This is a genomic window from Streptomyces sp. NPDC057428 (assembly GCF_042803195.1).
Classification (GTDB): Bacteria; Actinomycetota; Actinomycetes; order Streptomycetales; family Streptomycetaceae; genus Streptomyces.
Map to the genome: position 1 here is coordinate 1 of NZ_JBHVCT010000122.1, position 13,202 is coordinate 13,202.

Genomic DNA, 13,202 nt, shown 5'->3' on the forward strand with positions numbered 1-13,202 from the left:
CTCGTGGTGGCGTTATGCCCCGGGCGGGGGGGGGGTTGCCGCCCGGGGGGGGGGGGCCCCGCCGGGGGGCAGGGGCCACCCCCTCCGATCGGTGGCGGGGCCTCTGCGGGCCCCCGCGCGAAGGGGTCAGACGTTCTGCCTTGCCTGCGCCATCTCGCGGACCCGCCCCCGGACCAGGAACCAGCCGCCGACGAGCGCCGCGGCGATCAGCGGGAGGAACATCACGGTCGTCCGGCCGACGCCGCCGCCCCACCACATCAGGAAGGCAACGCCGACGAGGAAGAGAAGCGTGACGAGCTGGGTGTAGGGCGCTCAGGGCAGGCGGTAGGCAGGCCGCGTGACCCGGCCGTCCTGCGAACGCTGCCAGAACACCAGTGAGCAGAGCATGATCATGCCCCAGGTCCCGAGAATCCCGACCGATGCCAGGTTCAGCACGATCTCGAATGCCTGGCCCGGTACCACGTAGTTCAGACCGACGCCCAGGACACCGAAGCCCGCCGTCAGCAGGATGCCGCCGTAGGGCACCTGCCCCTTGTTCATCAGCCCGGTGAAACGGGGCGCCGATCCCGACAGCGCCATGGAGCGCAGGATGCGGCCGGTCGAGTAGAGGCCGGAGTTCAGACTGGACAGCGCGGCGGTCAGCACGACGAGATTCATCACGCCGGCGGCACCCGGTACCCCAAGCTTGTCCATGACCGTGACGAACGGGCTCTGGTCCCCGGAGTAGGCGGTGTAGGGCAGGAGCAGCGCGAGCAGCACCACCGAGCCGACGTAGAACAGGCCGACCCGCCACATGATGGAGTTGATCGCCCGCGGCATGATCTTCGCGGGGTCCTCGGTCTCGCCGGCAGCGACCCCGCACAGCTCGACGGACGCGTAGGCGAAGACGACGCCCTGGATGACGAGCAGCATCGGAAGTGTTCCGACGGGGAAGACACCGTTGTCCGAGACGGTCGACAGGCCGGGGGTGTGGCCGTCCACCGGATGCTGGGTGACGACGAGGAAGATGCCGATCAGCATGAAGGCGACAAGTGCCGCAACCTTGATGATCGCGAACCAGAACTCCATCTCACCGAAGTACTTCACCGAGATGAGGTTGGCCGTGAGGACCACGGCGAGGGCGACCAACGCCAGGATCCACTGCGGGACATCGCTGAACATGCCCCAGAAGTGGGCATACGTCGCGGCTGCCGTGATGTCCGCGATCGCGGTGGTCGACCAGTTGAGGAAATACAGCCAGCCGGCAGCGAACGCGCCCTTCTCGCCCATGAACTCACGGGCGTAGGAGACGAAGGCACCGGATGACGGCCGGTAGAGGATGAGCTCGCCCAGGGCGCGCACGACGAAAAAGGCGAAGACACCGCAGACGGCGTAGGCGATGGCGAGCGAAGGTCCGGCGTCGGCGAGGCGCCCGCCCGCACCCAGGAAGAGCCCGGTGCCGATCGCGCCACCGATGGCGATCATGTTGATGTGGCGGGACTTGAGGTCCTTGCTGTAGCCGGCGTCGCCGGCGTCCACGTGGGGGGAGCTCGGCGCCGGTGCGTCGGCGGCGAGCTGACCGGCTGCTGAGATGCTGCCGTCACTCATGGAGGGGGGTCGCCTTTGTGAGGGGAAGATGGTCGGTCCCGGCCGGGCCCGTGGGGAGGCGTCCGGCAATGGCTCGAAGGCGCATGATCAGGAACCCTGTGATTCTGGCAGTGTGCCCTGCCTGACGAAAACAAATCTGAGGTGTTCCAGAGGTTTCGGCACAGCAAGGAAGTGGCCAAGAAGTGAGGGCCGGCGGTGCCGGGCCTACGGCATGGCCCGGCGGCCCGGGCCAGGGTGCTGCGAAGCCCTGCGGGGTCCGAGCCCTGCGGGGCGGCGGGCGGCGGGCGGCGGTCCCGGTTCCCCGTGACGCCCGAGTTCAATCCTGTTGCCGTCGGACATGAAGAACGGCATTCTGTCCGCGGGCCGGACGCGTGAGCTCCGTGCCCCATCCCCGGGCAGCGCGCAGACCGAGCCCGCACCCGCGTTCTCGTCCCGCTGAGTGGGACACAGGTGCGGGCCCGCAGCGCCTGCACACGAGCGAAGAGGCAGACGTCGTGAACGAGATGTGGACCGGCGAGAGGATTCGTCTTCGGGGCGTCGAGCCGGACGACTGGCGAGGCTTCCGGGATCTGTCCCAGAGCGCTGTCGACGTACGCAACGCCGACATGATCGAACCTCCCCGGTCCGAGGAGAGCTTTCGGTCCTGGACGGCGGAGTGTGCGGGGCGGTCGCCGGACAGCGGGTCGTACCGTCTCGTGGTCGAGGTGCTGGCCGACAGGGCATTCGCAGGTGCCGTGACGGTCGGAGAGACCGACAGCCGCGCGGGGCGGTTCAGGACCGGCATCGAGATCTCCCGCGACCACCGGGGGGAGGGGGTACGCGAAGGAGGCCACCGAGCTCATCCTCACCTACATGTTCGCGGAGCAGCGCCACAACAAGTGTGAAGTGGAGGTCTATGCCTTCAACGAGGCGTCGCTCGCCCTCTACCGCGGACTGGACTTCGTCGAGGAGGGACGGCTTCGGCAGCACGAGTACTTCGCCGGCGAGTATCACGACGTGGTGCTGCTGGGAATGACGGCGGCCGAGCACTGGGCCAGGCACCAGCGTCCCTCGGTGCGGTGACCGCCGGTCCTGGCGCGGGAGCCGTCCACCGCCACCGGTCCTCCGATCGTCATGGTCACGGACGGCGCCGGCCGGGACCCCCACTCGCCGATCTCGGCCAGTGGGTGCGGGCCAGCCCGGTCAGCTTCGACGTTGGCCGGTGCGGCCCTCTGGCAGGGGGCGGCGCTGGATGTTCCTCAGAAGATCTCGGCGCGACCGTGCCCGCAGGTCATGCGGTCTCCGCAGCCCCCGCGGCGGCAGACATGCCCAGCCGGTCGGCCACGGTGCCGAGCGCCGGCCCCAACGAGAGCGCGATGCGGGCAAGGGCGTGCCGGTCGCCCCGGGTCGGGTCGCGGTTGATGATGAGGACCGGTTTTCCGTCCTGGGCCGCCTGGCGGACGAAGCGGAGCCCCGACATCACCGTGAGCGAGGATCCCAGAACCAGCAGCGAGGACGCCGCGCGGACCAGTTCGCGGCAGTGCTCGACCCGCTGCGGTGGCACGGCTTCGCCGAAGAACACCACGTCCGGTTTGAGGATCCCGCCGCAGACCGTGCAGGGCACCACGCAGAAGTCACCGACCTGTTCGTCGGTGAGGTCGGCGTCGCCGTCCGGGTTGATCGCGGCGGCCACCGGCTCGAAGCCCGCATTGGCCTCCTCCAGTCGCCGCGCGAGTTCGCGGCGCGGGCTGAGATCGCCGCAGGACAGGCAGACGACGCGTTCCAGGCTCCCGTGGAGTTCCACGACGGCCTCGGCGCCGGCGGCCTGGTGCAGGCCGTCGACGTTCTGGGTGATCACACCTGAGAGCAGACCCCGCCGCTCGAACGCGGCTACGGCCCGGTGCCCCGCGTTGGGGCGGGCGTGGCCGAACGTGCGCCAGCCGAGATGGCTCCGCGCCCAGTACCGGCGCCGGGCCTGAGCCTCTGCGGTGAAGTCCTGGTACGTCATCGGGGTGTGCCGGCTCAGGCTTCCGCCCTCGCCCCGGTAGTCGGGAATGCCCGACTCGGTGGAGATGCCGGCTCCGCTGAGGACCAGCACCCTGCCGGCGCGCAGCGCATCCTCCACCGGCTGCAGGTCGGTGGTGCCCGGCGACGGGTTCTCGGCAGGGGTCCAGCTCAGAGTGGGGCGCATCCGCATCCTCCCAGGGTACGGAAAGCCTTGCGTATGCCGCCGCCGCACTCCGGAGTGCTGTACCGCCGCGTCGGGTGCGGCAGGTCCGCCGCCGGACATCGCCTGCCATGCCCGACGGGCCCGGTGGGCGACTCAGGCCGGTTCCGCGCTCCCGTCGGAGTCGTCCGCGGTGAGAGGCAGCAGCACCTGGAAACGGGTGTCGCCCGGTTCGGATTCCACCTGGAGCGTGCCGTGGTGTTTGTCCACCACGATCCGCCAGGAGATGTCGAGGCCCAGTCCAGTGCCCTCGCCCACCGGCTTGGTGGTGAAGAACGGGTCGAAGACGCGTCCGCGGATCTCCTTCGGGATGCCGGTGCCGGTGTCACGGAACTCGACCAGCAGCCGGTCGTGGTGCAGTGCGGTCCGGATGGTCAGCGTCCCCGGCCCGTCCGCATCGCGCATGGCGGCGACCGCGTTGTCGATCAGGTTGGTCCATACCTGGTTGAGCTCGGCCGGATACGCCGGGATCTCAGGAACCGTACGGTCGTAGTCCTTGACGACCGCTATGCCTGAGCTGATTTTGGCCGAGAGCATCACCAGTGTGCTGTCCAGGAGTTCATGGACGTCGACGGTCCGGAAGGGCGCCCGGTCGAGCTGGGCATATTGCCTGGCGGCGTCGACCAGGTGGGAGACCCGGGCCGTGGAATCCGCGATCTCATTCATCAAGAGCTCGGTCTCGACGGTGTAGTTGAGCCATCCGACAGCCCCCGGGAGGATCTCCTCGTCCACGGCGACCGCGACCTGATTCAGCCATTCGGTGTCCAGGCCCGCCTGGACGAAGGTGGGCGCGATCTGCCAGCTCTGCTCGACTCCGCGGTCATCGAGCCAGTCCGCCAGAGCATCCTCGCGGTCGGACGCCTCCATCGCACTGAGCGAGGGCGCTTTGGCGATCCGCTCGGCCGTCCGCTCCTGGATGTCGACCAGGCCGGCGAGCGTGTCGCGGGAGAACGAACCCTCGGCGATGACTCCGAGCTTGCGCCGCATCTTCGCCACCCGCTCCCGCAGTGCCGAGGTCGCGCGGACGGCTGCCGCAGCAGGGTTGTTGAGCTCATGTGTGAGCCCCGCGGACAACGAGCCCAGCGCCAGAAGCCGTTCCCGCTGTCCGACGGCCCGCTGCGTGCTCTTCGAGCCGAAGAAGAGCCCTTCCAGCAGGTGCACCGCCATCGGGAACCACTCGCGCATGACGCTCGCGAAGGTCTCCGCGGGCAGGACGAAGAACCGCGACGGCTCGGTGACGCGCATGGAGTTGTTGTACAGCTGCGGAACGCGGTCGCCGACGTATGCCTGCATGGCCCCGGCGTACACACCCGGCTGGGAGGTGCGGGTGACCTCCATATCGTCCCCGCCGACCCGGCGGGACAGTACGACCGAGCCGTCGAGCATGACGTAGAAACACGTCGCGGGCTCTCCCTCGGCGTAGACGGGCCCCGGCTGGAACAGTTCCACCCCGCCCTCGGCGCAGAGGCGTCCCACCTGCTCGGGGAGCAGTTTCTCGAAGAGGAACAGCTTCGCGATCTCGTGGGGGTCGCACGTCATCGGCGCGCCACTCATGACTGCTCCAGATAGCGATGGACGAGCATCACAGCCATGGCTCCCTCTCCGACGGCGGACGCGACCCGCTTCGCCGACTCGGCACGGGCGTCGCCCGCCACGAACACGCCGGGGACATTGGTCTCCAGGTGGTACGGCGGCCGCTCCAGCTCCCAGTCCGCCGGTGGCCGCCCGTCGGGCGTCATGTCGGGCCCGGCCAGGATGAACCCCTTCTTGTCGCGCAGCACCGTGCCGTCCAGCCAGTCGGTCAGGGGGGCCGCGCCGATGAAGACGAACAGCCACTGCGCGTCGACGAGTTCGGTCGCAGCGTCCTGGACCCCGCGCAGCGTCAGACACTCCAGGTGGCCGTCGCCGTGCGCGGCGTCGACGACCGTGCCGCAGCGCACCTGGATGTTCGGCGTCTCCTCGACCTGCTGGATCAGGTAGTACGACATCGACGCGGCGATCGACTCTCCGCGCACCAGCAGTGTCACCGACTCGGCGGTCCGCGAGAGATACATCGCCGCCTGCCCAGCCGAGTTGGCGCCACCGACGATGTACACGTCGTGACCTTGGCAGGACGCCGCCTCCGTCAGCGCCGAACCGTAGAACACCCCACGGCCCGTCAGCTCGCCCGCGCCCTCGGCGGGCAGCTGTCGGTACGACACACCGGTGGCCAGGATCACACTGTGTGCCGCGACCTCCGAGCCGTCCGAGAAGCGCACGATCCGCGCCGCCCCGCGGGCTTCGAGCCCGGTCACCTCCCGCGTCGTGAGGATCTCGGCGCCGAACCTTCCCGCCTGCCGGATGGCCCGCTCGGTGAGCTGCCCGCCCGAGACGCCGTCCGGGAAGCCGAGGTAGTTCTCGATCCTGGAGCTCTGCCCTGCCTGCCCGCCGGTCGCCGACCGTTCCACCAGCACCGTCCGCAGCCCTTCCGAGGCGCCGTACACGGCTACGCCCAGCCCGGCCGGGCCACCGCCGATCACCACCAGGTCGTAGAAGTCGGCTGTCGGGGTGGTCGCGAGTCCCACGTGAACGGCGAGTTCGGCCGGCTCCGGCTCGACCAGCGGCGTTCCGTCCGGGGTGATCACCACGGGCAGCCTCAGCCCGTCCTGACCGGCGGCGCACAGCAGCCGCCGCCCCTCCGGCTCGTCGGCGGAGTACCAGCGGTACGGCACCTGATTGCGTGCCAGGAACTCCCGGGTCTCCGAGGAGCGCGCCGACCAGCGGTGCCCGACGACCTTGGTGCTGGGGTGTGCCCGGTGGTGGCCGGCCCGCCATGCCTGGAGCAGGTCGTCCAGGACCGGGTAGAGCTTCTCCTCCGGCGGGTCCCACGGCTTGAGCAGGTAGTGGTCGAGATCCACGACGTTGATGGCGTCGATCGCAGCGCCGGTGTCCGCGTATGCGGTCAGCAGGACCCGGCGGGCTTCGGGATAGACGTCCAGGGCCTGTTCGAGGAACTCGATGCCGTTCATCTGCGGCATCCGGTAGTCGGCAAGGATCACCGCGACCAGATCGCCGCGCAGTTTCAGCTCCCGCAGTGCCTGCAGCGCCGAATCGCCCGATTCCGCGCGGACCACGCGGTAGGTGGCGCCGTAACGCCGTCGCAGGTCACGGGCAACGGCGCGGGAGACCCCCGGATCGTCATCCACGGTCACGATGACGGTCCGCGTCCTGTCTGCGGCCTCTGTCATACGCCCCTTACGTTCAGCGGCCGGAACCATGGCAGGGCGGCCCCGCTACCGCTACGGCCTCCGATCCATCGTATGGGCGATCGTGATGTGGCGCTCAGCCGGCGGAGGGCGCTCGAAGCCCGTCGAGCCGCGTGGACGGGAGCGTGGACGAACAGGGGCTGCTTCCCGTCCGTTCCGACATCTTGACGGGCACTGGTTCAGACCTTTAGGTTCACCGACCAAAGCCTTCCTCACGCATGCGACCTGTGTTCATGAATGTGAATACGGATGTGTGTGGGTCGACGTACGGCGCACCCCCACCCAGATCCGCCGAGTACGAAAGGCCGTGACACCTATGGCCGCATTCCCCCACCTCGACCGCATCCGGCGGTCCCGCCTGCTGCGCACCGTCCTCACCGTCAGTGTTCTCACCACGGCCGCGGGAGCGCTCGCGGTGACCCCCGCGGCGGCCGCCGCCGGGCAGATCACCGGCCTGGGCGGCAAATGCATGGACATCGCCGGCGCAAGCAGCGCCAACGGGGCGGCTGTTCAGCTGTACGACTGCAACTCCACCGGCGCCCAGGAGTGGACGGTCGGCTCGGACGGCAGCGTGAGCGCACTGGGCAAGTGCCTGGACATCGTCGACAGGTCCACCACGAACGGCGCCGCCCTCCAGCTGTGGGACTGCACAGGCGGGGCCAACCAGAAGTGGACGGTCACCGCTGCGGGGGCCATAGTCAACCCGCAGTCGAACAAGTGCGTCGACGTCACCGGCGCGTCCTCGGCGAACGGCACCCGACTCCAGATCTGGAGCTGTACAGGCGCGGCCAACCAGAAGTGGAGCGCACCGGACGGCGGTGGCGAACCCGACGCCGACGCACCCATGGCCGTCGCTCCGTACCTGTACAACGGGTGGGGGAACCCGCCGAGCCCGACCACCGTCACCAACGCGACCGGCGTCAAGTGGTACACGCTCGCCTTCGTCCTCAGCAACGGCTACTGCAACCCCCAGTGGGACGGCAGCCGTCCCCTGACCGGTGGCGTCGACCAGCAGACCGTGAACACCGTGCGCGGTAACGGCGGCGACGTCATCCCGTCCTTCGGTGGCTGGAGCGGCAACAAACTCGAGAGCTCCTGCTCCAGCGCCGGTGAACTGGCCGCCGCCTACCAGAAGGTCATCAACGCCTACGGGCTCAAGGCCATCGACATCGACATCGAAGCCGCGGCCTACGACAGCCCTGCGGTGCAACAGCGCACGGTGGACGCTCTCAAAACGGTCAAGGCCGACAACCCCGGCATCAAGGTGTACGTCACCTTCGGTACCGAGCAGAGCGGACCCGACACCGGCCTGATCAACCGGGCGGCTTCGGCGGGCCTGACCGTTGACAGCTGGACCATCATGCCGTTCAACTTCGGCGGCAACGGCCAGAACATGGGAACACTCACCACACGTGCGGCCGAAGGCCTGAAGACCGCGGTGAAGAACGCGTACGGCTACAGCGACGACCAGGCCTACCGGCACACGGGAATCTCGTCGATGAACGGCGTCACCGACGTGGGAGAAACCATCACCCTCGCGGACTTCCGCACCATCCTCGCCTATGCCCAGCAGCGTCACCTCGCCCGGCTCACCTTCTGGTCGGTCAACAGGGACCGGCCCTGCACCGGAGGGGGAGCGGACACCTGCTCGGAGGTGAGCCAGCAGCCTTGGGACTTCACCCGGATCCTGGCTCAGTACCGCGGCTGATCCCGGACTTCGTGCCGTACCCCCGTTCGCTGCCGAACCCCGACGTGCAGGAGATCTCATGCCCACGACGTACGGACCACCCATGCGCCGCTTACCGCGGCCACTGCTGACCGTCCTGGCCCTGCTGGCCGCGCTCCTCTCCCTGACAGCCACCCCGTCCACCGCGGGAACCGCCGAACGCGCAGCCGCCGAGGCGTCCTTCAAGGTGCTGGGTCTCTACAGCGGCACCTATGACCAGGCGCACATCAGCTTCGCCCGCGAGGCGAACACCTGGTTCCCGCAGGCCGGCGCCGCGAACGGCTTCACCTACACGCCGAGCACCGACTGGAACTTGCTGGCGAACGGGGGCGTCGACGCCTACGACGTCGTGCTGTTCCTCGACGACAGCCCGCACAGTGCCGCCCAACGCTCCGGTTTCGAGAGGTACATGCGCGCAGGCGGAGCCTGGCTGGGATTCCACGTGTCGGCGTTCACGACCGAGGCCCAGAGCTGGCCCTGGTACCACAACCAGTTCCTCGGCAGCGGCAACTTCAAGTCCAACACATGGGGCCCGACAACAGCGGTTCTGCGGGCCGAGGACCGCACCCATCCGTCGACGGTGAACCTGCCCCAGACGTTCACTTCGTCCGTCAGCGAGTGGTACAGCTGGTCCAACGACCTTCGGAACAACCCCGACATCGACATCCTCGCCTCGGTCGACCCCAGCAGCTTCCCCCTGGGCACGAGCGCGGGTGAGACCTGGTACAGCGGCTACTACCCCATCCTCTGGACGAACCGTCAGTACAAGATGCTGTACGCCAACTTCGGCCACAACGCGATGAACTACGCGACCGACACCCCGCTGTCCTCCACGTTCGCCAGCGCCACCCAGAACCGATTCCTCCTGGACGGGCTCAAGTGGCTCGGCGGTGCGGGTTCCACCGAACCGCCCGTCGAGGGCATCCCTGAGACGGCCTGGTACTCGCTGGGGAGCCGGTCGAACGGCATGTGTGTCGACGCCAGGGGCGCGAGCACGGTCAATGGGACAGCGGTCCAGCAGTACACGTGCAACGGCACCGTCGCCCAGCAGTTCCAGTTCCGGCCCACGGACGGCGGCTACGTGCGTATCGCGGCGCGGGGCAACCCGCAGCAGGTCGTGGACGTCACCGACCGTTCCACCGCACAGGGAGCGCCCCTGCAGCTGTGGTCGTACTCCAGCGGCCTCAACCAGCAGTGGCAGCCGGTCCGTGAGTCCTCAGGGAGCTACCACTTCTCGGCCCGGCACAGCGGCCAGTGCCTCTCGGCCGCGACGACAGGGGCTGACTCCGTCCAGCTGACCCAGCGTCCCTGCGACGGCTCCGCGGCACAGAGCTTCGGTCTCACCGCGCAACCGTGAGCGGACCCCGTCACTGAGACCGGCGTACCGGCCGGGTGCGTACCGGACGTCGTCCGTGCGCACCCGGCCGATGCGCGGGCGCGCCCGCCCGCCAGAGCGCGGCGGAGACAGTCGCAACGCACAATGGGGCAGGACAGCAGGCCGCCGTCCAGGGGCCTGGCGACAGGGCGAGTGCCCGCTTCTCACGTGTCTGGAGCCGGGATGGACGACCAGCAGCCAGAACTGGACGGCCGGTGCGCCGTTGTCACAGGGGCCAGCAAAGGAATCGGCCTCGCGGTCACCACGGCTCTGGCCGAGGCCGGCGCCCACGTCCTGGCTGTCGCCCGGACATCCACCCCGCAGCTGCGGGGGCTGGTCGACCGTGGGGCCGTGACCTGGGTGCAGGCGGATCTGACCGCGCCCGACGGGGTCCAACAGGTGCTGGCCGCGGCAGCCGGCCGACGCGTCGATGTGCTCGTCAACAATGTGGGATCGGCTCCCGCGCGCCCGGGCGGGTTCCTCAGCGTCACGGATGCCCAGTGGCGGCAGACCATCGAGCTGAACCTCATGACCGCCGTGTCGGTCACCCGAGCCGTACTTCCCCGCATTCTCGAGGCCGGGGGCGGCTCGATCATCAACATCGCCTCGGTCAACGCACGCCTGCCCGAGTCCGTGGTCGTCGACTACAGCGCGACCAAAGCCGCTGTGGCCAGTCTGTCCAAGGCGCTGTCGAAGGAATTCGGCGGGCGAGGGGTCCGGGTGAACAGCGTCAGTCCCGGGCCGGTCGAGACCGAGCTCTGGACGGGGGACGGCGGAGTCGCCCAGACCGTCTCGCAGGCCGCCGGCGTACCGGCGGACGACGTGAAGGCCCAGGCGGCCTCATCCACCGTCTCAGGGCGCTTCTCCCGTCCTTCGGAAGTGGCTGATCTGGTCGTGTACCTCGCCGGGGACCGGGCTCGAAATGTCATGGGCAGCGATTTCGTCATCGACGGCGGGTACATCCCGACACTGTGAGTCCCACCGTCGGTCACCCCGCAGGAGTGTTCGCCCGTCTTAACACTCCATGAAGGCACCACACGAAGGGCACGGCATGCAAGCCATCACTGTAAGGGACCGCGAAGCCGGCACGGCAGGGTTGACGCTGACGGAGATCCCCTATCCGCACGCCTCCGAGAACGACGTGATCGTGCGGGTGCACGCGGCGGGCTTCACGCCGGGAGAGCTTGCCTGGCCCGCCACCTGGACCGATCGATCAGGACGCGATCGCACGCCCAGCGTGCCAGGGCACGAGCTGTCAGGTGTCGTCGTGGAGCTGGGCTACGGAACCACCGGCCTGAGTGTCGGCCAGCGAGTGTTCGGGCTGGCGGACTGGGCGCGTGACGGATCCCTCGCCGAGTACACCGCTGTGGAGGCCCGCAACCTGGCTCCCCTGCCGGCCGACGTCGATCACGCGCAGGCCGCGGCCCTCGTCATCTCCGGGCTGACGGCGTGGCAAGGCCTGTTCGACCACGGTCGCCTCGCCACGGGCCAGACGGTCCTGATCCACGGCTCGGCCGGAGGGGTCGGGTCCATCGCCGTGCAGCTCGCCCGTGAGGCCGGAGCGCGCGTGATCGGGACCGGCCGATCCGCGGATCGTGAGCGAGCGGCCGATATCGGGGTCGACGCGTTCGTGGACCTGGAGACCGAGACGCTGGAGGATGTCGGTGAAGTCGACGTCGTCCTCGACGTGATCGGGGGAGACGTCCTCGATCGCTCAGCCGCACTCGTGCGGAACGGCGGCACGCTGGTCACCATCGCCCAGCCGGTGAACGTGCTGCCCAGAAGTGGGCGATCGGTGTTCTTCGTCGTCGAACCCGATCGCGCCACGCTCGCCGGCCTCGTCGCGCGCATGAGGGACGGAAGGCTCGAGCCTTTGGTGGGTGCGGTGCGACCGCTGGCCGAGGCGCCGGCCGCCTTTGCGCCCGGCGGCCGCCGGGCGCACGGGAAAACGGTCATTCGCGTCGCGCACGACGAGATCAGACCATCAGGGCTGTCGTAGACCCGACGGGATCCTGCCCGCTCCGGCCGAGTGTCAGATCTCGCGTCGTGCGGCCCAGACGCTGCGTTCCGTCCGGACGGCGAGGTCGTCGCGGCGCAGGATGCTGTGAGGACCGTCCACGTCGACCAGCCGGTCCAGTGCGGCACGGTCATCAGATGAGAGCGAGTCCATCGTGCTGTGACGCAGGCGCTGAAGAGTGCCGAGTGCGTAGCGGCCGATGGCTGCGTCCTGGGAGCCCTCGATTGACGGTGACGGTGCGCTCGCCCCTGAGCGCGAAACCGGCGGCGGTCAGCATGGGGCCCCAGTCGGCTCCGCGGTGAGACACGTGCTCGGCGTGACGGCGCTCGCACGCGGCGTGGCACCGGGCTTCGAGGCCGGGTCGGTCCTCCGGGGCGCTCTCCGGGAGGAAACGCGGGAAGCCGGCCAGTTCCACGACGGCGAACAGGCCGCCTGGCGTGAGTAGGTCGTGGGCCGAACGCAGCGTGCGATCGGGCTCGGACATGTGGTGCATCGATGCCGAGGCCCACACGAGGTCCGGTGTGCCGAGGCCCGGCCAGTCAACCCGTCCGTGAGCGCCGACACCAGCTCGGGTCCTGGACGCGGTACCCGTCGAAGCCCGCGCCTCCACCACGTCCGACCCAAGTGGTGGTGTCTGTGGAGAACTTGTGGGTACCCGAGGGATGAGCCGATCCGCCTCGGGTCAGCTTTTGGGAGACCGCCCGAAGGAGTGGCAGATGACGACGCAGTACGGCGACCAACCGACCGGGCAGCAGCCTCACGGCGCACCGCAGCCTACGACGACCGGCAACGTGCTGAGCATCATCGCGATGGTGCTGGGCGTGATCGCGATCATCTTCCTGCCGATCGTGTTCGGCGTGATCGGCCTGGTGCTGGCCGTCATCGCCAAGACCGTCAGGCACGAGCGGCTCGCCGTACCCGCCATCGTCGTCAGCGCCGTGGGCCTGATCGGCGGCATGGTCCTCGGCGCCCTGCTGGCCGGCTGACGGACGGGGCCGGCAGAGCCCCCCTCGGCCGGTTGTCGCACCCCGCGCACGAACGGGGTG

At 69.2% G+C, this 13,202-nt stretch carries 8 protein-coding genes and 3 pseudogenes; 6 read left to right on the forward strand and 5 right to left on the reverse strand.

Going from position 1 to position 13,202, the window contains the following annotated elements; genetic code table 11:
• Positions 1 to 126: 126 nt before the first annotated feature.
• Positions 127 to 1,587, reverse strand: a pseudogene (locus ACFU5K_RS29060) (amino acid permease).
• Positions 1,588 to 2,081: 494 nt separating this feature from the next.
• Here ACFU5K_RS29060 and ACFU5K_RS29065 point away from each other — a divergent pair.
• Positions 2,082 to 2,649: pseudogene (locus ACFU5K_RS29065) on the forward strand (GNAT family N-acetyltransferase).
• Positions 2,650 to 2,857: 208 nt separating this feature from the next.
• Here the strand turns inward: ACFU5K_RS29065 and ACFU5K_RS29070 are convergent.
• The 3 genes from ACFU5K_RS29070 to ACFU5K_RS29080 form a co-directional block, all read right to left on the reverse strand.
• Positions 2,858 to 3,763, reverse strand: coding sequence for an NAD-dependent protein deacetylase (locus ACFU5K_RS29070; RefSeq protein WP_384066874.1), 906 nt, complete (start codon positions 3,761 to 3,763; stop codon positions 2,858 to 2,860).
• Positions 3,764 to 3,889: 126 nt separating this feature from the next.
• Positions 3,890 to 5,347 carry an ATP-binding protein gene (locus ACFU5K_RS29075; protein ID WP_384066876.1) on the reverse strand — a complete coding sequence of 486 codons (1,458 nt, stop codon included), beginning with the start codon at positions 5,345 to 5,347 and terminating at the stop codon, positions 3,890 to 3,892.
• Positions 5,344 to 7,020 (reverse strand): FAD-dependent oxidoreductase, encoded by a 1,677-nt coding sequence (locus tag ACFU5K_RS29080; RefSeq protein WP_384066878.1) that lies wholly within the window; start codon positions 7,018 to 7,020, stop codon positions 5,344 to 5,346. The genes ACFU5K_RS29075 and ACFU5K_RS29080 overlap by 4 nt, the downstream gene beginning before the upstream one ends.
• Before the next feature lie 334 nt (positions 7,021 to 7,354).
• On the opposite strand from ACFU5K_RS29080, the gene ACFU5K_RS29085 reads away from it, so the two are divergent.
• From ACFU5K_RS29085 to ACFU5K_RS29100, 4 genes are all read left to right on the forward strand, one after another.
• On the forward strand, positions 7,355 to 8,746 hold the full coding sequence (locus tag ACFU5K_RS29085; RefSeq protein WP_384066880.1) for a ricin-type beta-trefoil lectin domain protein: 1,392 nt from the start codon (positions 7,355 to 7,357) through the stop codon (positions 8,744 to 8,746).
• An 82-nt stretch (positions 8,747 to 8,828) separates the two neighbouring features.
• The gene (locus tag ACFU5K_RS29090; protein ID WP_384066882.1) at positions 8,829 to 10,121 is read left to right on the forward strand and encodes a ThuA domain-containing protein; all 1,293 of its coding nucleotides are present in this window, start codon (positions 8,829 to 8,831) and stop codon (positions 10,119 to 10,121) included.
• Between the two features lie 201 nt (positions 10,122 to 10,322).
• Positions 10,323 to 11,114: an oxidoreductase gene (locus ACFU5K_RS29095; RefSeq protein WP_384066884.1), complete on the forward strand. Its 792-nt coding sequence runs from the start codon at positions 10,323 to 10,325 to the stop codon at positions 11,112 to 11,114.
• A 76-nt stretch (positions 11,115 to 11,190) separates the two neighbouring features.
• Complete coding sequence (locus tag ACFU5K_RS29100; protein WP_384066886.1) at positions 11,191 to 12,138, forward strand: NADP-dependent oxidoreductase; 948 nt, start codon at positions 11,191 to 11,193, stop codon at positions 12,136 to 12,138.
• Between the two features lie 33 nt (positions 12,139 to 12,171).
• On the opposite strand, the pseudogene ACFU5K_RS29105 reads toward ACFU5K_RS29100, so the two are convergent.
• A pseudogene (locus tag ACFU5K_RS29105) lies at positions 12,172 to 12,763 on the reverse strand (class I SAM-dependent methyltransferase); the annotation flags it as partial.
• Positions 12,764 to 12,872: 109 nt separating this feature from the next.
• Here ACFU5K_RS29105 and ACFU5K_RS29110 point away from each other — a divergent pair.
• Positions 12,873 to 13,142 carry a hypothetical protein gene (locus tag ACFU5K_RS29110; RefSeq protein WP_384066888.1) on the forward strand — a complete coding sequence of 90 codons (270 nt, stop codon included), beginning with the start codon at positions 12,873 to 12,875 and terminating at the stop codon, positions 13,140 to 13,142.
• The last annotated feature ends 60 nt before the right edge of the window (positions 13,143 to 13,202 follow it).

Coding starts and splice junctions, on each gene's coding strand:
- ACFU5K_RS29070 (WP_384066874.1), bottom strand. CDS start 3,763: ATGCGGATGCGCCCCACTCTGAGCTGGACCCCTGCCGAGAACCCGTCG.
- ACFU5K_RS29075 (WP_384066876.1), bottom strand. CDS start 5,347: ATGAGTGGCGCGCCGATGACGTGCGACCCCCACGAGATCGCGAAGCTG.
- ACFU5K_RS29080 (WP_384066878.1), bottom strand. CDS start 7,020: ATGACAGAGGCCGCAGACAGGACGCGGACCGTCATCGTGACCGTGGAT.
- ACFU5K_RS29085 (WP_384066880.1), top strand. CDS start 7,355: ATGGCCGCATTCCCCCACCTCGACCGCATCCGGCGGTCCCGCCTGCTG.
- ACFU5K_RS29090 (WP_384066882.1), top strand. CDS start 8,829: ATGCGCCGCTTACCGCGGCCACTGCTGACCGTCCTGGCCCTGCTGGCC.
- ACFU5K_RS29095 (WP_384066884.1), top strand. CDS start 10,323: ATGGACGACCAGCAGCCAGAACTGGACGGCCGGTGCGCCGTTGTCACA.
- ACFU5K_RS29100 (WP_384066886.1), top strand. CDS start 11,191: ATGCAAGCCATCACTGTAAGGGACCGCGAAGCCGGCACGGCAGGGTTG.
- ACFU5K_RS29110 (WP_384066888.1), top strand. CDS start 12,873: ATGACGACGCAGTACGGCGACCAACCGACCGGGCAGCAGCCTCACGGC.